17 protein-coding genes are annotated in these 19,168 nt (G+C 67.5%); 9 read left to right on the forward strand and 8 right to left on the reverse strand.

The annotated features are described in order from the left end of the window. The first annotated feature begins 78 nt into the window (after positions 1 to 78). From VFA08_12935 to VFA08_12945, 3 genes are read left to right on the forward strand one after another with little or no spacing between them, the layout of a single operon-like run. The gene (locus VFA08_12935) at positions 79 to 1,344 is read left to right on the forward strand and encodes a spermidine/putrescine ABC transporter substrate-binding protein (protein ID HYZ14492.1); all 1,266 of its coding nucleotides are present in this window, start codon (positions 79 to 81) and stop codon (positions 1,342 to 1,344) included. After that, positions 1,337 to 2,290, forward strand: coding sequence for an ABC transporter permease (locus tag VFA08_12940; protein ID HYZ14493.1), 954 nt, complete (start codon positions 1,337 to 1,339; stop codon positions 2,288 to 2,290). The genes VFA08_12935 and VFA08_12940 overlap by 8 nt, the downstream gene beginning before the upstream one ends. Continuing rightward, positions 2,287 to 3,207, forward strand: coding sequence for an ABC transporter permease (locus tag VFA08_12945; protein ID HYZ14494.1), 921 nt, complete (start codon positions 2,287 to 2,289; stop codon positions 3,205 to 3,207). The genes VFA08_12940 and VFA08_12945 overlap by 4 nt, the downstream gene beginning before the upstream one ends. A 16-nt stretch (positions 3,208 to 3,223) precedes the next feature. Here the strand turns inward: VFA08_12945 and VFA08_12950 are convergent, their stop codons facing one another. Continuing rightward, positions 3,224 to 4,345: an ABC transporter ATP-binding protein gene (locus tag VFA08_12950; GenBank protein HYZ14495.1), complete on the reverse strand. Its 1,122-nt coding sequence runs from the start codon at positions 4,343 to 4,345 to the stop codon at positions 3,224 to 3,226. A gap of 42 nt (positions 4,346 to 4,387) precedes the next feature. Then, the gene (locus VFA08_12955; GenBank protein ID HYZ14496.1) at positions 4,388 to 5,836 is read right to left on the reverse strand and encodes an aldehyde dehydrogenase family protein; all 1,449 of its coding nucleotides are present in this window, start codon (positions 5,834 to 5,836) and stop codon (positions 4,388 to 4,390) included. A 109-nt stretch (positions 5,837 to 5,945) separates the two neighbouring features. Between VFA08_12955 and VFA08_12960 the strand changes: the two genes are divergently transcribed. After that, on the forward strand, positions 5,946 to 6,830 hold the full coding sequence (locus VFA08_12960; protein HYZ14497.1) for an alpha/beta hydrolase: 885 nt from the start codon (positions 5,946 to 5,948) through the stop codon (positions 6,828 to 6,830). 9 nt (positions 6,831 to 6,839) lie between these two features. After that, the gene (locus VFA08_12965) at positions 6,840 to 7,106 is read left to right on the forward strand and encodes a hypothetical protein (protein HYZ14498.1); all 267 of its coding nucleotides are present in this window, start codon (positions 6,840 to 6,842) and stop codon (positions 7,104 to 7,106) included. On the opposite strand, the gene VFA08_12970 is transcribed toward VFA08_12965, so the two are convergent. Beyond that, entirely contained in the window at positions 7,107 to 8,039 is a 933-nt protein-coding gene (locus VFA08_12970) for a TIGR03620 family F420-dependent LLM class oxidoreductase (protein HYZ14499.1), read from the reverse strand. A 152-nt stretch (positions 8,040 to 8,191) separates the two neighbouring features. After that, positions 8,192 to 10,453 carry an MMPL family transporter gene (locus tag VFA08_12975; protein ID HYZ14500.1) on the reverse strand — a complete coding sequence of 754 codons (2,262 nt, stop codon included), beginning with the start codon at positions 10,451 to 10,453 and terminating at the stop codon, positions 8,192 to 8,194. A 159-nt stretch (positions 10,454 to 10,612) separates the two neighbouring features. Here VFA08_12975 and VFA08_12980 point away from each other — a divergent pair, with 159 nt between their 5' ends. Then, on the forward strand, positions 10,613 to 11,320 hold the full coding sequence (locus tag VFA08_12980) for a TetR/AcrR family transcriptional regulator (protein HYZ14501.1): 708 nt from the start codon (positions 10,613 to 10,615) through the stop codon (positions 11,318 to 11,320). On the opposite strand, the gene VFA08_12985 is transcribed toward VFA08_12980, so the two are convergent. Next, positions 11,317 to 12,498: a glycine C-acetyltransferase gene (locus tag VFA08_12985; GenBank protein HYZ14502.1), complete on the reverse strand. Its 1,182-nt coding sequence runs from the start codon at positions 12,496 to 12,498 to the stop codon at positions 11,317 to 11,319. The genes VFA08_12980 and VFA08_12985 overlap by 4 nt on opposite strands. Positions 12,499 to 12,533: 35 nt before the next feature. Between VFA08_12985 and VFA08_12990 the strand changes: the two genes are divergently transcribed. Continuing rightward, complete coding sequence (locus tag VFA08_12990; GenBank protein ID HYZ14503.1) at positions 12,534 to 13,001, forward strand: hypothetical protein; 468 nt, start codon at positions 12,534 to 12,536, stop codon at positions 12,999 to 13,001. A gap of 18 nt (positions 13,002 to 13,019) precedes the next feature. Here VFA08_12990 and tdh read toward each other — a convergent pair whose 3' ends face one another. Beyond that, positions 13,020 to 14,078 carry an L-threonine 3-dehydrogenase gene (tdh, locus tag VFA08_12995; protein HYZ14504.1) on the reverse strand — a complete coding sequence of 353 codons (1,059 nt, stop codon included), beginning with the start codon at positions 14,076 to 14,078 and terminating at the stop codon, positions 13,020 to 13,022. Positions 14,079 to 14,210: 132 nt separating this feature from the next. On the opposite strand from tdh, the gene VFA08_13000 reads away from it, so the two are divergent. After that, the gene (locus VFA08_13000) at positions 14,211 to 15,092 is read left to right on the forward strand and encodes a hypothetical protein (protein HYZ14505.1); all 882 of its coding nucleotides are present in this window, start codon (positions 14,211 to 14,213) and stop codon (positions 15,090 to 15,092) included. A gap of 175 nt (positions 15,093 to 15,267) precedes the next feature. Next, complete coding sequence (locus tag VFA08_13005) at positions 15,268 to 17,136, forward strand: EAL domain-containing protein (GenBank protein ID HYZ14506.1); 1,869 nt, start codon at positions 15,268 to 15,270, stop codon at positions 17,134 to 17,136. A gap of 38 nt (positions 17,137 to 17,174) precedes the next feature. On the opposite strand, the gene VFA08_13010 is transcribed toward VFA08_13005, so the two are convergent. Then, the gene (locus tag VFA08_13010; GenBank protein ID HYZ14507.1) at positions 17,175 to 18,371 is read right to left on the reverse strand and encodes a DEAD/DEAH box helicase; all 1,197 of its coding nucleotides are present in this window, start codon (positions 18,369 to 18,371) and stop codon (positions 17,175 to 17,177) included. A gap of 157 nt (positions 18,372 to 18,528) precedes the next feature. Further along, positions 18,529 to 19,161 carry a hemolysin III family protein gene (locus VFA08_13015; protein HYZ14508.1) on the reverse strand — a complete coding sequence of 211 codons (633 nt, stop codon included), beginning with the start codon at positions 19,159 to 19,161 and terminating at the stop codon, positions 18,529 to 18,531. Positions 19,162 to 19,168: the final 7 nt, after the last annotated feature.

Consider the following 19,168-nt stretch of genomic DNA (forward strand, 5'->3'; position numbering starts at 1 on the left):
CAGGCGCTTGGGTTGCGCATGAGGTCGCTCTGTGCTACTCACAATGTTGTACAGCCGTACAAACCGCAGGAGCGAGGCATGCTGCATCCGCGTGAGCCACGCCGGTCGATCAGTCGTCGAGACTTCCTGCGCCGCTCCGTCGGCGCGGCGGCCGCCTTTCCGTCGGCGGCCGCGATCTTGGCCGCCTGCTCGAAGCCGGGGACGACCGGAGGGGCCACCGGCAGCACGAGCGGCGAGCGCGTCCTGGCGCGCCCCGACAACCCGGTCACGCTGCCGATGACGCGCGACCCCATCGCGACGGACACTGCGCTGGAGTCGGGCCCGCTGCGCGTCTACAACTGGGACGCGTACATGTACAAGAAGGTCCTGAAGGCCTTCGAGGATGAGTTCGACGTCTCGATCGAGGTGACCACGTTCAACAACATGGAGGAGGGGATCCAAAAGCTCGTCGCCGGCCAAGTCCAGGCAGATGTCTTCTTCCCCACCACCGACTACGTCGCCCGCCTGGCCGAGCGCGACATGCTCCAACCGCTCAACCACGAGCTGATCCCCAATCTGGAAGCGAACTACTGGCCGACGTTCTCCGATCCCGGTCCCTGGTACGACCGTGAGTGGCGGTACACGGTCCCTTACGTCATCTACACCACGGGTGTCTCGTATCGACGCGATCGGATCCCCGACTCGGACGCCGACGCCGCCGGCTACGACCTGTTCTTCGATCCGCGTGTTCGAGACGCCGTGAGCTACTACGACTCATACCGGGACGCGCTCGGCATGATGCTGCTCCGGAACGGCCATACGGACGCGAACACCGACGACGCAGCCGCGATCGAACAGGCCAAGGACGACATCCTCCAGATGATCAACGAGAACGGGGCGCGGCTCACCATCAACGGGACCTACGCCCGCCTTCCCGAGGGCGAGTTCACCGTCTCGCAGGCGTGGTCCGGAGACATCGTCGGCGCCAAGTGGTACCTGCCGAGGGACACGGGCGAGGATGTGCTCGGCTACTGGTACCCGGCGGACAACCGAGGCCTGATCGGGAACGACACGATCACCATTCCGGGGGCAGCGGAGAGCCCGCGTCTCGCGCACGAGTTCCTGAACTTCTTCCTCGACGAGCATTGGTCCTACGTGAACTTCTCCCAGTGGAACGGCTACCAGCCACCGCTGAACTCGATCGTTCCCGAGCGACTGGTAGACGAAGGCGTTGTCCCCGAATCGCTATCGCGGGCCGTGCTCGGCGAGGAGAACTTCACGATGGGATACATCCAGGGCGAGCTCTCCGCCGATGCGGACGCGCTCTGGCTCGACGCCTGGAGCGAGATCCAGGCTGGTGGCTAGCGGCGCGGAGGACGCGCCGGCGCGGTCCGGGCGCGCGGGCGCCGACGGTTCGAGAACGTCCGGAGCGTGGTTCCCCAGGACGTACTGGCCATCGTTCACGCTTCCCGCATCGATCTGGCTCGCAGTCTTCTTCGTTTTGCCGTTCTACGTGGTTCTCTCGGTGGCATTCGGGACCGTGGATCCGCTGTTCCGAACGCCGCTGCCCGTGTACCAGCCGTGGTGGTGGAGCTTCGCCACGTTCTCGGACACGTTGCAGAAATTCGTCGGCCGCGACGCCATCTACCTCGACCCGCTGATCCGAACGCTCCTCTACGTCGTCGCCGCCAGCGCTATCTGCCTCGTCGTCGGGTATGCCGTCGCGTACTACACGGCACGTCACGCGGGAAGGTATCGCGGGCTGATCTTGGTCCTGCTGATCTCACCGTTCTGGATCAGCTACCTCATGCGGATCTATTCGTGGCAAAGCCTGCTGCAGCCGGACGGCTACATCAACGATATCGCCGGCATCTTCGGCGTCGTGCCGATCGACTGGCTCGCCGGGAAGCCGGTAACGGTCATCCTCGGCCTCGTCTACGGCTATATCCCGTTCATGATCCTGCCGTTGTTCGGGTTCCTCGACCGGATCGACGTGAGCGTTCTCGAAGCTGGACGTGATCTCGGCGCGGGAGCGCTGGAGACGTTCCGCCGGATCACGCTGCCGCTGTCGAAGCCCGGCATCCTCGCGGGCGTGGTGATCGTCTCGTTGCCGATGTTCGGGGACTACTACACGAACGATCTGCTCGGCTCGGACCGGACGTCGATGTACGGGAACCTCATCGACAACGCCGTCGGTCAGGCGGGCCAGGGTCCCGAAGCGGGGTCGCTCGTCCTGATCCTCATAGCCATCGTCATCATCCCGATGCTCTACTACCTGCGGTCCACGCGGCGGGCAACGGAGGCCTCGTGAGCGACCTTACGCTCGCGCGCGAGCGTCGCGTCGGCGTTCCCGCAACGTCCGTCTCGGCGTGGCGACGGAACCCGTGGCGGAAGCCGAGGTTCCTCCAGGCGATCACGGCCGGATATCTCATCTGGTCGATCGCGCCGGTCGTGATCGCCATCGTCTTCTCGTTCAACTCGGGACGGTCGCGCAGCACGTGGCAGGGGTTCTCGTTCCGATGGTGGTACCAGGACCCGTTCGATTCGCTCTGGAGCGATCTGGCGCTGCGATCCGCCATGTTCCAAACACTCCGGCTGTCCCTGATCACGGTCCTTCTGGCCGTTCCCCTCGGCACGGCGTTCGCCATCGGCATCGATCGGTGGCGCGGGCGGCCGGCCTCGACCGCGAACTTCTTCATGTTGTTCTCGTTCGTCATCCCGGAGATCATCCTAGGAACGTCGCTGTTCCTTTTGTTCACGAACCTGCTCCGCAACGCGGTCAGCCTGGGGACCACGGCACAGGTGATCGGCCTCGTCACGTTCCAGCTGTCGTATCCGGTGATCATCGTTCGCGCGCGCCTTCTCTCTATCGGTCCGGAGTACGAGGACGCCGCGATGGACCTCGGTGCGTCGCCGTTGCAGGCGCTCCGCAGGGTGCTCCTGCCGCTCCTCGGCCCGGCGATCCTCGCCAGCGCCGCGCTGGTTTTCGCCGACTCCGTCGACAACTTCGTGACGGTTCGGTACCTGTCCGGACAGGCCCCGACCGAGCCTCTGTCGGTGAAGATCTACTCGGCGGCGCGTTCTTCACCGACCCCCGCCGTGAACGCCGCGGCCACGGTCATGCTCGTCGCGACGCTCATCGTGATCGTGCTGGCGTGGCTCGCGTACCGCCGGATCGCGACAACCAGGGGGGAGGAGCCGTCTGCCGCCGGCCTCGCCGAGCTGTAGCCCACTCTCGGAGGCGCTACGCCGCCGGCGATCCCTCGAGCTGCGCCGCCGGGCGCCCGTTGTCGACCAGCACCCGAAGCGCGTCTGGCGGCAGGTGCACCGTGACCGGATGCCCCTGCGCGTACGGAATGCCGTCGCCCTGGTTCTGCACCCACGCCTGCAACGTGGGTCCGGACGCGAGGTGGACGATGACCTGCATCGTGGAACCGACGTACACGACGCGCTCGACCATGCCGGGGATCCGGTTCTCGCCCGTGGCACCGCTCTCTTCCAGCCGAACGCGTTCGGGACGGATCACGACCTTCACGTCGCCACGCGCGTCCGTGTCGCCGTGCGCGGCGACGAGCTCGAAGTCCCCGAGCTGGATCCTGCAGCGGCCGTCGCCATCGACCCCCTCGGCGTCGGCGTCCATCAGGTTCGACACCCCGAGGAAGTCCGCCACGTACGCGGTCGACGGCTCCTCGTACACCTCCGACGGCGTTCCGATCTGCTCCACGCGCCCGTTGCTCATCACGGCGAGCCGGTCCGACATCGTGAGCGCCTCCTCCTGGTCGTGCGTCACGTAGATGAACGTGATGCCGACCTCTTCCTGGAGCGCCTTGAGCTCGATCTGGAGCGCCTTGCGGAGCTTGGCGTCGAGTGCGCCCAGCGGCTCGTCGAGGAGCAACACCGACGGGTTCAGCACCAGAGCCCGAGCGAGCGCGACACGCTGCTGCTGACCGCCGGACAGCTGTGACGGTCGCCGGCGTTCGAGCCCCTGAAGCCGAACCAGCTCGAGCGAATCGGAGACCCGCTTCTTCGCCTCCTGCTTGGAGATCTCCTTGTAGCGGAGCCCGAACCCGACGTTGTCCGCCACCGACAGGTGCGGGAACAGCGCGTAGTTCTGGAACACCGTGTTGACGTTCCGCTTGTGGGGCGGAGTCTGCGCCATGTCGACGCCGTCGAGCAGGATCTGCCCCTCGTCGGGCCGCTCGAACCCCGCGATCAGCCGGAGCGTCGTCGTCTTGCCGCAACCCGACGGGCCGAGCAGCGAGAAGAACTCGCCGGGCGGCATGTCCAGGTTGATGCCCGCGACCGCCGTGACGTCGGCGAACCTCTTCACGAGATCGACGAGGACGACCTCACCACCCCCGGCCATGCCGGGACGATACACGACGCTCGCCGCGCCTTGCCGCGAGGATCAGGCGAGGTTCACGTAGACGGACTTCTTCTCGAGGAAGTCCTCGAGACCCTCCTTGCCGAGCTCGCGGCCGATGCCCGACTGCTTGTAGCCGCCCCAGGGCATCTCGGTCGGCGCCGGCTGCGAGTCGTTGATCCACACGATGCCGGCGCGAAGAGCCTGCGCGGTCCGCAACGCCTTCTTGATGTCGGTCGTCCACACGGCGGCGGCGAGCCCGTACTCGGTGTCGTTCGCGTGCCGCACGACGTCGTCGACGTCCTGGAACGGGATCACCGACATCACCGGACCGAAGATCTCCTCGCGAGCGATCGTTGCGGAGTTGTCGACGTCGGCGAAGACCGTCGGAGCCACGAAGTAGCCGTTGGCGAGCCGCCGGTCATCCGGCAGCGAGCCCTGACCCGCGAGCTTGGCCTCCGAGGTCCCGATCTCGATGTACCGCGAGACGCGGTCCTTCTGCTCCAGCGAGATCAGCGGGCCCATCGTCGTCTCCTCGTCGAGGCCGTCACCGAGGCGGATCGTCTTCGCTCGGTCGACGAACGCGTTCACCGCGTCGTCGTAAACGGAACGATCCACGAACACCCTCGTGCCCGCCGAGCAGATCTCACCCTGGTTCCAGAACACCCCGTTGCTGGTTCCCTCGAACGCCGACGGCAGATCCGAATCGGCGAACACGATGTTCGGCGACTTGCCGCCGAGCTCGAGCGTCACGCGCTTCAGGGTTTCGGCGCCCGAGCGCATGATGATCTTGCCGACCTCCTTCGACCCGGTGAAACAGATCTTGTCCACGCCGGGATGTTCGACCAGCGAGGCGCCGGCAGTCTCGCCGAACCCGGTGAGCACGTGGAACACGCCGGTCGGAAGCCCCGCTTCCTCGAGGATCTTCGGGAGCTCCAGGCAGGTGAGCGGCGTCTGCTCCGGGGGCTTGAGGACGAACGTGCACCCGGCAGCCAACCCCGCCGCGAGCTTCTGCGTCGCCATCATCATCGGGTAGTTCCACGGCGTGATGCCGGCGGCAACGCCGACGGGTTCCTTCCACACCATGAACATGCGGTCGGCGTCGAGGTGCTGCGCGTCGCCGTCGATCTTCGTTGCCCAGCCGCCGTAGTACTCGAACATGAAGGCGACCTCGCCGATGTCCTCGCGGCCGTCCTCGATCGGCTTGCCGGTGTCCAGCGATTCCATCCGCGCGAGCCGCTCGAGCTCGCGACGGACGATCTCGCCGGCGCGCAGGAGGATCCGGCCGCGCTCCCGGCTCGGCGTCCCGGGCCACCACTCGCCGTCGTCGAACACGCGGCGAGCGGCCGCGACGGCCACGTCGACGTCCTCGCGTTTGGAGTGGGGCGCGGTCGCGATCACCTCGCCCGTTGCCGGGTTGAACACGTCGAACCGCTCGCCGTCGACCGCGTCCACCCATTTGCCGTCGACGTAGTTCTGCAGAGCCTGCGCCACGTCTCGCCTCCCGCGTCGCGTTCCTGAACTGCCGTTCAAGGGTACTCCGCCGCGTTCGGCGGTGAAGGTCGACGCATCGGGGGCCCATCCCGCAGCTAGTCTGCGCGCCGTGTCGATCGAGGCGTGGGTGGACAGCGACGGAGTTCGCCTCCACGTTCGCGATTGGGCAGCGACGGGCGGGCCGACGACGGGACGCCGAGCCGATCGCGCAGCGCTCCTCGTCCACGGCCTCGCCTCGTCCTCGCACATCTGGGATCTCGTTGCGCCGAAACTCGCGCACGCGGGCGTACGCGCCGTCGCGTACGACCAACGCGGGCACGGCGAGTCGGCGAAACCGCCTTCCGGGTACGGGTTCGACGAGACGGCCGCGGACGCGGCGGCGGTGATTCGCGCCCTGCGCCTCCGGCGCCCGGTCGTCGTTGGTCACTCGTGGGGCGCGAACGTGGCGCTCGAGCTCGCTGTTCGCCGGCCGCGCCTCGTAGGGACCGCCGTGCTGCTCGACGGCGGGTTCACTCGGATGCGCGATCAGTTCGACTGGCCGACTGCGCGGAGGGAGCTCGAGCCACCGAGCATCGACGGCATGACCGTCGAAGATTTCCTTGCGTGGCCGAGGATCCATCTTGCCGAGGTTCTGACCATCACGCCTGAGATCGAGCAAGTGTTCCTGTCACTCGTTCGCGTCGACGCGAGCGGCCGGATCCACCGGCGGCTCACCGTCCGGAAGCACATGCGCATCGTCCGAGCGATCTGGGAACAGGACGCGCCGGGACTCCTTCGCCGGGTAAGCGTTCCGACGTTGGTACTCGCGGTTCGGTCCGTTCCGGGCGCGCCGGATCCCGCGGGGCTCGTCGAGGAACGGCGGCGCGCGGCGCGCGCCGTCAAGGAGATCGGCCCACCCGTCCGGTTCGAATGGATCGAGGGCATTCACGACGTTCCGCTCCAACGACCGGCGGCGGTCGCTCGCCGGATCATCGATAGCACGCGACGGTCGTAGGATGGAGTTGTGCTTCTGTTCGTGCTCCTTCTGCTGCTGCTCGCCGCTGCGACCGGGGTCCTTGGGGCCGTCCTGAAGGCGACGCTCGTCATCGTGCTGTCGCTCGTGCTTACCGTCGTCGCCCTCGGTTGGGTGGCAACGTGGTACGCCAGGCGTCGCATGCGCGAGTTCCACCGGGAGTTCGACCGCCGAGTCGACCACGATCGCCGCCGGCAGCACGCCTACGACGTCGGCGAGGACCCGGCGGGTCGGCCGAGGATCGGCGACGGCGCGTAGCTAGAGCTCGAGCAACGCTGGCGCGAGCTCGCGCAGCGCGTCGACCGCCACGTCGTTCTCGTCCTCCGTGACCGGCTGGACGCACACATGGTCGGCGCCGGCGTCGAGGTGCTGGCGCACCCGCAGCGCGATCTTGTCGACGTCACCCCACGCGATCACGGCGTCGATCACGGCGTCGCTCCCGCTCGACAGATCGGAGTCGGTCCACCCCATGCGCTTGAGGTTGTTCGTGTAGTTCGTCGTCCGCAGGTAATCCGACGCGAACGTACGAGCGATCCCTCGCGCCTTCCCCGGATCCGTTTGCAGCACCACCGTTTGTTCGACGGCCAGGACCGGACCGGGGCCGAGCCGTTGCCGCGCGAACGCCGTGTGTTCGACCGGGACGAAGTACGGATGGGCTCCGAGCGTCTGCTCGGCGGCCAGGCTCAACATGCGGGGGCCGAGGGCCGCGAGCATCATCCGCGGATACGACTCGGGCTCCGGCGCTGCGGACGGCGCGCGCATCATGGCATCGAGGTACTCACGCATCGCCGAGACCGGTCGCGCGTAGGCGCTGCCGCGTCGACCGACCGAGGGCGCATGGCTCACGCCGACCCCGAGGAGGAACCGGCCGGGGTACGCGTCGGTGAGCATCCACCAGCCGTTTGCCATGGCGATCGGATCGCGTGCCCACATGTTGGCGATGCCTGTCGCGACGACCGCCCGTTCGGTCGATGCGAGGAGCCAGCCGGCGTGACTGAACGCCTCGCGGGACTCCACGCCCTCGCCGAACCAGATGGCGCCGTAGCCGAGCGATTCGATCTCCGCCGCGGCGTCGCGCTCCTCAGCCGCCGTTTGCGTCTCGAGCGCGAAGCTCCACACGCCGACCCTGCCGAGCGAAGTGCGGAGCGCGTCGCGCTCCCGCCGAAGCTCGAGGTCGGCGGGTTCCTCCATGGCGGTCGGACCCTATCCGCGACCGGGGGTTCGCACAACGCGCTTCGCTCACTGTGCCCCGGCACCCCCGATCAGGGTGCGTTCGCGCAGTCAGATCAAAAGCGAACGGGCCCTGCCGTTGGGGACGGCAGGGCCCGTTCGGGTGAACGCTGTTAGCGGGCCTCGCCCGCCGTCACCGACTCGCGTTCGGGCTGGACGGGCTCCGCGACCTGCTCTGCCTCGTGACCCTCCACGCGCAGCTGCGGCAGCCACTCGAGCCACTTCGGCAAGTACCAGTTGAGGTTGCCGAGCAGCTTCATCGACGACGGGACCAGGATCGACCGTACGATCGTCGCGTCCAGGAAGACCGCGACTGCCAAGCCGAACCCCAACTGCTGCATCGGCGCCAGCCGTCCCGCCGCGAAACCGGCGAACACTGCCACCATGATCAGCGCGCACCCGGTGATCAGCCCTCCGGTGCTTCGCAGGCCGTACGCGACGGATCCGGCGTTGTCCCCCGTGAAGTCGAACCGCTCCCGGATCCGCGTCAGCAGGAACACGTGATAGTCCATCGACAGCCCGAACAGGATCGCGAACAGGAACAGCGGGATCCACGCCTCGATCGACTGGGTCTGCTGGAAGTTCAGCGCGTCCGCGATGTCCTTCACGAAGCCCGGTCCGACGCCCTGCTGGAAGAACGCCACTACCAGTCCGTACGCGGCGCCGACCGACAGCAGGTTCAGGATGATCGCCTTCACCGGAAGGACGATCGAGCGGAACACCACTGTCAGCAGCAGGAACGACAGACCGAGAACGAACGCGAACACGATCGGCGTGTACGTGTCGGCGAGGTCGAAGAAATCGACGTTGAACGCGGTCTCGCCGCCCACCAGCACCTCCGCGTCGACACCGCTGAAGGCCTGGGGAATGTACTCATCGCGCAGGTCTCGGAGACCCGCGATCGACGCGTCCTCGTAGATGTCGCCGCTGAATGGGATCGGGAGTACGGCGAGGTCACCGGACTCGTTCGGCAGCAGCTCACCGGGCGGACCGAAGCGGTCGTCGGCCGCGACGGCACTCTCGAGCTCCGCGATCGACGCCTGAACATCCGGCGAGGCGATGTCGCCGTCGATGACGACCTGTGCGGGCTCCGCGAGGCCGCCCGCGAAGTTCTGCTCGAGCAGGACGAACGCCTGCTTGGCCTCGAGGTCGTCCGGCAACGTGCTCACGCCCGCTGTGCCGGTGTGGATGCTGAAGTACGGAAGCGCGAGCACGACCAACAGGCCGCCCGCCGCGAGCAGGCTGACGACCGGACGCCGCATGACCAGCCGAGACGCCCAGTCCCAGAATCCTGTGCCCGCCTCGACTCGACCCGCGTTCCTCCGCACGCGTAGCGCATTGATCTTGTCGCCCAGCACGGCGAGCAACGCGGGCAACAGCGTCATCGCGGCGGCCACCGCGCCGATCACGACGAAGATGGCGCCGGCCGCCAGCGCGCCGAAAATCGTCGTCGGAACGATCAGCAGGCCGAGGAGCGCGATCACCACGGTCATGCCGCTGAAGAACACGGCCCGGCTCGCGGTTCCACCAGCGTGCGCGATGGCGTCGAGCTTGTCGCGGCCGTGGAGCCGCTCCTCGCGGTACCTCGCGACGATGAACAGCGAGTAGTCGATGCCGACGGCCAGACCAACCATCGTGATCATGTTCTGGACGAAGAACGAGAAATCGAAGATGAGTCCGGCGAGCGCCGTGAGACCCATCGCCGTCCCGATGGCGAACGCGGCGAGGAGGATGGGAATGATGCCGGCGACGACCGCGCCGAGCACGACGAGCAGAACCACAAGCGCGACGACGACTCCGATCGTCTCGCCCTTGGCGATGTCCTCCTCGATGACCTCCTGGAACTCGTTGAACACGGTGGCCGGACCGGCGAGGAACGTCTCGAAGCCTTCGGGGGCCTCAACCGATCGCACCGCCTCCTCCAGAGCGAGGGCGTCGTCGCTGAGCACGTCCTCGTCTGTGTGCGTCATGAGGACCGGGAGCAACGCGGAGTCGCCGTCTGCCGACACCTGTCCGTCATCGGTCAGGTAACTGCCAACGTGCCTGACGACCGAGTCGTCGAGCGCGTCAACCTCCGCCTGGATCGCCCCGACGTACTCCGCGAATGCCGGGTCATCCACTGTCGCGGTCTCGGATGTGACGAGAACGAGCTCCGTGTCCGGTTCGGGACCGCCGCGCAGTCGGTCCTCGACGAGCTGCGCCGCCTCCTTCGACTCCGGGTTGTTCGTGAAGTCGATCCCGTTGGTCAGCGCGTCGTTGAACAGCCCCGCCGATACGAGCGTGAACGACCCCACCAAGATCACTAGCCAGGCGCCGAACGTCCGCCACGGGTGACGGCTGCTCGCGCGGGCGATCGATTCCGGGTTCAGCCTCATCGGCCCCTCTCCTCTCCTCTCCGGGGCTCATTGCGCGAGCGCCGGTCCACCGCTATACTTACGGCATATGCTTACAGCGTACGGAGTATATGCGTACGATGTAAGGTGTCAACCCCCGAGCCACCCAAGTATTCCGGGCGCTCGTGAACGGAGTCGAACGTGAAGACGGCCGGACGACGATCGACAGCCGAACGAGCAGGACGGCCAATCCGCCGTGCTCCCCTCACGCGTGAGCGGGTCCTCGAGACTGCGCTTCGGGTGATGGACCAGGACGGGCTGGAGGCCGTGACGATGCGGCGGATCGGTCGCGAGCTCGGCGTCGAGGCCATGTCGCTCTACAACCACGTCGAGGACAAGGACGACATCCTTGCCGGCGTTGTCGAGATGGCCATGGGCGAGTTCCGCTTCCCCGAACCGAGCGGTCACTGGGAGACGGACGCCCGGACGATGGCCTACGAGTGGCGACGGCTCCTGACGCTGCACCCGCCGCTTTGCCAGCTCCTCGCGGAACGGCACAAGCCGCTCGAGGGGCTCGCGGCGTTCCGGGCCATGGACGCCGCGCTGGGCGTCTTTCGTGCCGCCGGTCTGTCCGACCGCGACGCTGCGCAGGCGTTCAACGCGATCGGCAGCTACATCCTCGGGTTCGTCGTGATGGAGCAGGGGCTCATGCTCGGCCAGGACGAGGAACACGCCCGCCAACACGAGTACGCGATGCAAGGGATCCGCCAAGCAGGGCTCGAGAACGTGGCGGCCGTCCTTCCCTACTTCGTGGAGTGCGCACCGGATCAGCAGTTCGAGTTCGGGCTCGACCTGATCTTCCGCGGCGTCGAGGCGGCCGCCCGAAAGAACGCCGCAACCGCGAACTAACGCAGACCGAGCTCGCGCCCCACGCGGCCGAAGATCTCCAGCGCCTCGTCGAGGTCCTCGTCCGTGTGCTCGGCGGTCACGATCGTACGCACCCGTGCGAGACCCTTCGCGACCGTTGGGAACACGATCGCCGGCGTGAACACGCCCTCCTCGAACAGGCGCCGGGCGAAGGTCTGCGTCGCCTCTTCTTCTTCGGTGACGACCGGCGTGATCGGCGTCTCGCTGGCGCCGGTGTCGAAGCCGAGCTCGCGAAGCCCGGTCTTGAATGCGCTGGTGTTGTCCCAGAGGCGCTCGAGTCGATCGGGCTCGTCCGCGATGATGTCGAGCGCCTCGATGCACGCGGCGACGACGGCGGGGGGCGCGCTCGTCGAGAACAGGAACGGACGCCCCCGGTTCACGAGCCACTCGATCAGCGCTCGGGGGCCCGCGATGAACCCCCCGAGCACGCCGATCGCCTTCGACAGCGTCCCCACCTGGATGTCAACGCGCCGGTGCAAGCCGAAATGATCGACCGTTCCGGCGCCGCCCTTGCCAAGGACGCCGGATGCGTGCGCGTCGTCGATCATCATGATGGCGCCCCGGCGTTCGGCCACCTCGACGAGGTCCGGCAGCGGCGCGATGTCGCCGTCCATCGAGAACACGCCGTCGGTGATCAGCAGCTGACGTCGTCCCGGCCGGGCGGTCTCCGCGAGGAGCTCATCCGCGTGCTGCGCATCCTTGTGATCGAACACCTTGATCTCCGCGCGCGACAGCCGCGCGCCGTCGATGATCGACGCGTGGTTCAGGCGGTCGCTGACGATCACGTCTTCCTTGTCCAGGACCGCGGCGACCGTTCCGGCGTTCGCCGTGAACCCCGACTGGAACATAAGGGCGTCCTCGGCGTGCTTGAACTCGGCGAATCGTCGCTCGAGCTCCTCGTGCATCGTCATGGTGCCGGCGATCGTGCGGACCGCGCCGGTCCCGGCACCGAGCTCCGCCGCGGCACTCGAAGCGGCGGCGTTCATGCGCGGATGGTTCGCCAGGCCGAGGTAGTTGTTCGACGCGAGATTGATCACGTCGCGGCCGTCGAACCGCGCCCGAGCGCCCGTAGGGCCCTCCAGCGTACGCGGACGGATCGCCAGTCGCTGCGACTCGAGCTCGGCGAGACGTTCCTTCAGAAAGTCGAGCGAACCTGCCATCGCGCCCACGCTAACGCATGCGATAGCGTCGGACGATGGCGATTGAGGTCGACGCGTTCCTGGCCGACTCCGTCGTCGCCGTTCAGGGCAAGCTGTACGCGCTCGGTGTGGGCTGGAACCGGATTGTCGTTCCGACGTTTCCGGCTCGCCACGATCGCATCGGCATCGGGCTGCTCTTTCGACTGCCCGCAAGCACTCGGAACGAGCGTCGTCGGTTCGACCTCCGCGTCGAGGGTCCCAACGGAGCGGAGATCCAGCTGGGCGCGGGACCCGGCGGCACCGGCGGCCGGCTCGGCGGCGAGTTCACCGCCGGCGCGGCCGACGAGCAGATCGTCCCCATCGCGCTGAACCTGAACGGCATGCCGCTCACGCAGGCCGGTGATTATCGCTTCGTCGTGTCCCTCGGCGGGAACGACGTCAAGGTCCTGCCGTTCAGCGTGGCGCAGATCTCTAGCGCGCCATCGACCGAACCACCGGCCACCGGAACGGCCGGGTATCTCTGACGCTGCGGGACGAGCGCATCACGCCCCCGGGAACATGATCACCTTCGCCGCTCGTCCCGACGCGGCCGTCTCGAACGCCTCGTCGTACCGCTCGAGCCCGAAACGATGCGTGATCACCGGAGAGATGTCGACTCGCCCCGTCGAGAGTAGCGTCGTTGTCTGCTGCCAGGTTCGGAACATCTCACGGCCGGTGATCCCCAGGATCTTCGCCTCCTTGAAGATCACCTGATCGTTGAGGTCGAGCGTGACCGGGGCGTCCGGAAGGCCGAGCAGAGACATCCGCCCTCCACGCGCGAGCATCTTCGTTCCCTGATCGATCGCGCGCGCGTTCCCGGACATCTCGAGCACGACTTCGGCGCCGTTGCCGTCGGTCTCGCGGAGGACGACCTCCACCGGATCCTCGACGGTCGGATCGACCAACAGGTCGGCCCCCATACGGCCGGCGAGGGCGCGACGCTCGTCGTTCGGCTCGATCGCGAAAACCTTCCACGCACCGAGCGCCCTGGCGATGGCTACGGAGAACAGACCGATAGGCCCGCAGCCGATCACGGCAACCGGGTTCGTGAGCAGGTCCTCCCCGCCCTCGGTCCCGAACGCCGCATGCACTGCGTTGCCGAACGGCTCCATCACCGACGCGTGATCGGGGTCGATCCCCTCGCCCACGATCCATACGTTCGCGGCCGGCACGACGACGTATTCGGCGAAGGCTCCTTCGGTGTCGACACCGAGGATGCGAAGGTTCCTGCAGATGTGGGCGCGGCCGGTACGGCACGTGGAGCAGATCCCGCACGCGATGTGGGTCTCGGCCGCGACGAAGGCGCCGGGCGCGAGGTGATGGACCTCCGGTCCCACCGACTCGACCCACCCCGCGACCTCGTGGCCGAACGTCATCGGCAGGCTAGTGATCCGGCCCTGCGCCCACTCGTTCCAGTCGTAGATGTGGAGATCGGTGCCGCAGATCGAGGCCGCGTGGACGCGGACGAGGACCTCGCCCTCGCCGGGCTCTGGTACCGGGATGTCCTCCAGGTCGGCGCCGCGACGTGCCGATGTCTTCCGCAGGGCGCGCATCGTGCCCATCGGTGGGAGCGTACCCGCTCGCGTGCCGTACGCACGGTCGAGGAACCCGCCGACGGCGCAGGTCGTCAAAGCGCGAACACCCATCGGGTCGAGGCGCCGCCGAGTGGGCCTCGACGAGAAGGAGGACCAGTCATGAAGACGCGCATCATCGCGATCGCCCTCGCTGCCGTCGCGTTCCTCGCGGCCTGCGGCCGACTGAGCGACGACGGCGCGGGTGACGGCGACGGTGATGGCAACGGATCGATCTTGCACCCGACCGGAGCGAACGAGCTCGTGCTCCGAATCGCTACCGGCGGGGGCTTCGTCCCCGTGGAGTTCAACCTCCGCTCGTTGCCCGGCATCTCCATCTACGGCGACGGCAGGATGATTGTCGAGGGCCCCGTGATCGAGATCTATCCAGGCCCGGCCATGCCGAACCTGCAGGTCCGCCAGCTCACCGAGGAAGCCGTGCAGGCGATCCTGCGCGAGGCGCGCGCTGCGGGACTCTTCGGCGCCGACGCCACCTTCGACTACCCCTGCGTAACGGACCTGCCGACCACGACGTTCACGGTGGTTGCGGAAGGCCGGACCCACACCGTCTCCGCCTACGCGCTCGGGTTCACCGAGGCCGCGGAGGAACCTGCTCAGTGCCCGGGCGTCGACGCCGAGGCGCGCCAGGCGCTCTACGACTTCCAGGTCAAGATCGGCGATCTCGCGAGCTGGCTGCCCGAGGGTTCGTTCGGACCGGAGGAGCCGTTCGAGCCGAGCGAGATGCGGGTGTATGTCCTTCCGTACCGCGGAGACCCCGAGCTCGAGCAGCGCCCGGTGGACTGGCCGATCCTTCCGGAGCTGGATCGGTTCGGAGAGCCCGACGCGAACATGACCGACGTCCGCTGCGGGGTCGTCGCCGGCAATGACCTCTCAACGCTCCTGCCGGAGGCGCAGTCGGCCAACCAGCTCACACCGTGGGTGAGCGATTCCGGCGAGTTCGCGCTGGTGTTCCGTCCGCTCCTGCCGGACGAGCACACCTGCTGAGGTCTCTCGTGGGACCGGACGCACGCCGTCCGGTCCCACGGCTACTCAACGCCCCGTCTCTGGCGTGAGGTGTCCGGGCCTCGTCCCCGAACGGGCCTACTGGCACCCTCGGTCTCGACGGTCAACTCCCCCCTTCGACGAGCCGATACCTAGGGCACGGAGAGAAAGGGAGTACGTGGACCCGACGTCCCACCAGGGACGCGTGCCTGCGTTGGTCGCCCTACGGGAGCTCCTCGATCATCTCGGGGAGTTGCCCGAGCGTGCGCGTGAGCTCCTCGACGTTATCGGGGACGACCTCCACCGGGTCGACGCCGAGTTTCGGGAGCTCGACGCCAGGTACCGCGCCCTCGTCGAGCAGATCCCGGCGATCGTCTACGTCGACGTGGCCGACGAGTCCATGGCCACCACGTACGTGAGCCCCCAGATCGAGGCCCTCCTCGGTTTCACACCGCAGGAGTACATCGACGACCCTGAGCTCTGGACGAGACAGCTCCACCCCGACGACCGGAAGCAAGCGCTCGACACGTACACCCGAGGACGAAAGGGGGGCAAACCGTTCACCTTCGAGTACCGACTCATGTCCACCGACGGGCGACAGGTGTGGTTCCGCGACAGCGCCGTCGTCATCCACGACGAGAACGGCGATCCCGCCTTCATCGAGGGCGTCATGCTCGACATCACCGACCGCAAGAACGCGGAGGAGCAGGCCGCATTCCTCGCCTATCACGACAAGCTGACCGGCCTTCCGAACAAGGCGATGTTCGAGGAGCTCCTCAACCTCGCGATCGCGCGAGCGCGCCGCCACGACATGGCCGTCGCAGTGATCTGCACGGATCTCGACGACTTCAAGCTCGTGAACGACAGCCTCGGTCACGAGAAGGGAGACGAGCTCATCCGTCAGCTCGCCGACCGCCTCCGCGAGGCGACGCGAGAGACCGACCTCGTGGCCAGGCAGAGCGGCGACGAGTTCCTTCTGCTCCTCGCCGACATCGACCGTTCGGGCCCGCCGGGCTCACCCGACGCCGCTGTGCTCGTCGCCGAGGGTGTGGCCGCGCGCGTTCGCCAGGCCCTCATCGCGCCGTTCGATCTCGGCGAGACCGAGGTGTATCTCAGCGCCAGCATGGGCATCGCGCTCTACCCGAACCACGCCGACGAGCCGGCCGAGCTGCTGAGGAACGCGGGCGCTGCGATGTTCCGGAGCAAACGAAACTCGTCAGGCGGCTACTCCACCTACGCCGACGAGAACGTCGACGCGCTCGGACGGCTGTCGCTCTCGACGCTGCTGCGGAAGGCCGTCGAGCAACAACACTGGGAGCTCCACTACCAACCGATCGTCGACCTCACCGACGGAAAGACCATCGGCGTCGAGGCGCTGATCCGGTTGAACGACCCGAACGGCGGTCTCGTGCCGCCCGGCGAGTTCATCCCGTTGGCGGAAGAGATGGGCCTGATCGAGATGATCGGTGACTGGGTCATCGAGGAGGTCGCGCGACAGGACGCCGCCTGGCGTCAGGAGGGACTCGAACTCGAGCTGTCCTTCAACCTGTCGCCGCGTCAGCTGTGGCAGCCCGACGTCGCTACGCGGATCCTGGCCAGGCTGGCAACGCAGGACGTCGCGGCACCCCGAACGATCGTCGAGGTGACCGAGTCCACGGCGATGACGGATCCCGATCGCACCTTGCGGACCCTGTGGGACCTCCACGCGAAGGGCCTGCGCTTGGCGATCGACGATTTCGGCACCGGCTACTCATCGCTGTCGCGTCTGAAGCACATGCCGGTCGACGTCTTGAAGATCGACCGTTCCTTCATCCACGAAGTTCACGCCGACGAGCAGGCGGGCAACATGGTGAAGGCGATCATCCAGCTCGCCGAGGGTCTCGGCATGACGCCGCTCGCCGAGGGCATCGAGACGGCGCAGGAATGGCAGTTCCTCGTCGAGAACGGCTGCCGGCTCGGGCAGGGCTACTACTTCTGCAAGCCCGTTCCCGCGGCGGACGTCTTGGCGCGTCACCGTCGGGCTGGGCTACAGGTCGTCGGCGACTAGCGGCCTCGCAACAGAACGGCGGCCGGCAAACCCGCGACCTAGACGAGCCGCCGGCGCCTGGAGCGAAGACCCGATCGTCGCCCCGACGCGGACGCGGAGTACACCACGCGTGGCGGGGCGACCTTCATCCCATCGAGCTCGAACGCGTCGTGAAGTGCGAGACGCGCGGCCATCCGCCCGACGTCGCCCTGCTGCTCGGCTGTGACGAGCGTGATCCCGGTCCCGGTCCTGCCCGCACGCGCCGTTCGACCGATCCGGTGAACGTACGACTTCTCGTCCTGGGGCGGGTCGTAGTTCACGACGTGACTGATCCCGTCGAGGTCCAGGCCGCGGGCGGCGACGTCCGTCGCAACGAGAACGTCGACGCGGGCCGCCTCGAAGCGCTCGAGCGCGCGCTGACGAGCCACTTGCGTCATGTCGCCGTGGAGCGGGGCGGCTTTGATGTCCTTCTCGGCGAGCTTGCGGACCAACCGGTCGGCGCCGCGCTTGGTGCGGACAAACACGAGCGTGAGTCCGTCGTCGTGGCGGAGGAGCTCGGCGAGCGCGTCCGCCTTCGAATGTGCAGAGACGGAGACGAATCTGTGGTCGACACCCTCTGCCGATTCGATGCTCGCTTCCACCTCGTGCAGGACGGCCCGACGTGTGTACAAGCGGGCCATCGCGCCAACGGCTCCGTCGAGCGTCGCCGAGAAGAACATCGTCTGGCGATCCTTGGTGATGCGCCCGACGATCTGATCGACCTGGGGCTGGAACCCCATGTCGAGCATTCGGTCCGCCTCGTCCAGGACGAGGATCCGAACATTGCCCAGATCGACGAGCCGACGTTCCGCGAGGTCCCGCAGCCGGCCGGGCGTCGCGACGAGCACGTGTGCTCGCCTGATATCGCGTGCTTGCTCGCGCACCCTCGTACCGCCGTACGCGACGCCCACTCGAAGGCCCTTCGCCTTCGCGACGGGGTCGAAGTCGTCGGCGACCTGCTGCGCGAGCTCACGCGTCGGGACCAGGACGAGAGCAACCGGAGCGGGTTCATCCACACGCACTCGCTCCACGATCGGTAGCGCGAACGCGAGCGTCTTGCCCGAGCCCGTTCGCGAACGGGCGAGGACGTCGCGACCGGAGATCGCGTCGGCGATGACAAGAGTCTGGACGGGGAACGGGGTATCGATGCCGAGCGCGCGAAGCGCCTCGACAACTGGCTCGGACACGCCGAGCTCGGCGAAGGTAGCAGTTGGCACGTTCTCTCCTTGCTTGCACCGGCGGTTCACGCCGGAGGCGGATCGTGGGGAGGTTTCGATCTTGGCCCCGAGACCGCCTGAAGGAGGAACGAGGGGGAGGAGCGGAACCTCACAGGACGGCGACGCCGTCCTTGGCATTCACAGTACCAGGAGCGCTTCACCGGACGACGAGCGCGACCATCGCGAAGTGGCAGACGGCGGCCGCGACCTGGAAGGCATGCCACACCTCGTGGTAGCCGAACGTCGCCGGGCGAGGGTCGGGACGACGCCTGGCGAGCACGATCGCACCCCCCGTGTAGAGGAGCCCGCCGGCAATCATCAGAACCGCACCGGCCAGCCACATCGCGTCCACGAGTCGTGGGAGCGCGATGACGGCCAACCAACCAAGAGCCATGTACAGCACCGCGCTCGCGACGCCGAGCCCGTTCGGACGCGCCAGCTTCAGCGCCACGCCGACCGCGGCGCCGGACCACGCGGTGGACAGCAGGACCGCTTCCCATGGCCCGCGCAGCGCGAGGACCGTTACCGGGGTGTAGGTTCCCGCGATCAACACGTAGATCATCGAGTGGTCCAGGCTCTTCATGCGCACTCGCGCCCGCGGCGACCATCGACCGACGTGGTAGGCGGCGCTAGCGCCGAACAGCGCAACAAGGCTCGTTGCGTAGATCGATGCCACGGCCGTCGCCACGGCGCCGCGCGCGATCAGCACGAGCGCGATCGCGGCCGGCACGGAGACGAAGAAGGCGGCCTGATGAATCTTGCCTCGAAGGCGAGGCACAGGCGCTTCCACTGCGGCC

The organism is Actinomycetota bacterium (genome assembly GCA_035640355.1).
Lineage (GTDB): Bacteria > Actinomycetota > UBA4738 > UBA4738 > HRBIN12 > CALGFI01.

What these genes read in the sequence shown, in the direction of transcription:
- VFA08_12950 (HYZ14495.1), bottom strand. Translation starts at nt 4,345, where the DNA reads ATGGCCGGGGGTGGTGAGGTCGTCCTCGTCGATCTCGTGAAGAGGTTC.
- VFA08_12990 (HYZ14503.1), top strand. Translation starts at nt 12,534, where the DNA reads ATGGCGATTGAGGTCGACGCGTTCCTGGCCGACTCCGTCGTCGCCGTT.
- tdh (HYZ14504.1), bottom strand. Translation starts at nt 14,078, where the DNA reads ATGGGCACGATGCGCGCCCTGCGGAAGACATCGGCACGTCGCGGCGCC.
- VFA08_13000 (HYZ14505.1), top strand. Translation starts at nt 14,211, where the DNA reads ATGAAGACGCGCATCATCGCGATCGCCCTCGCTGCCGTCGCGTTCCTC.
- VFA08_12970 (HYZ14499.1), bottom strand. Translation starts at nt 8,039, where the DNA reads ATGGAGGAACCCGCCGACCTCGAGCTTCGGCGGGAGCGCGACGCGCTC.
- VFA08_12935 (HYZ14492.1), top strand. Translation starts at nt 79, where the DNA reads ATGCTGCATCCGCGTGAGCCACGCCGGTCGATCAGTCGTCGAGACTTC.
- VFA08_12975 (HYZ14500.1), bottom strand. Translation starts at nt 10,453, where the DNA reads ATGAGGCTGAACCCGGAATCGATCGCCCGCGCGAGCAGCCGTCACCCG.
- VFA08_12985 (HYZ14502.1), bottom strand. Translation starts at nt 12,498, where the DNA reads ATGGCAGGTTCGCTCGACTTTCTGAAGGAACGTCTCGCCGAGCTCGAG.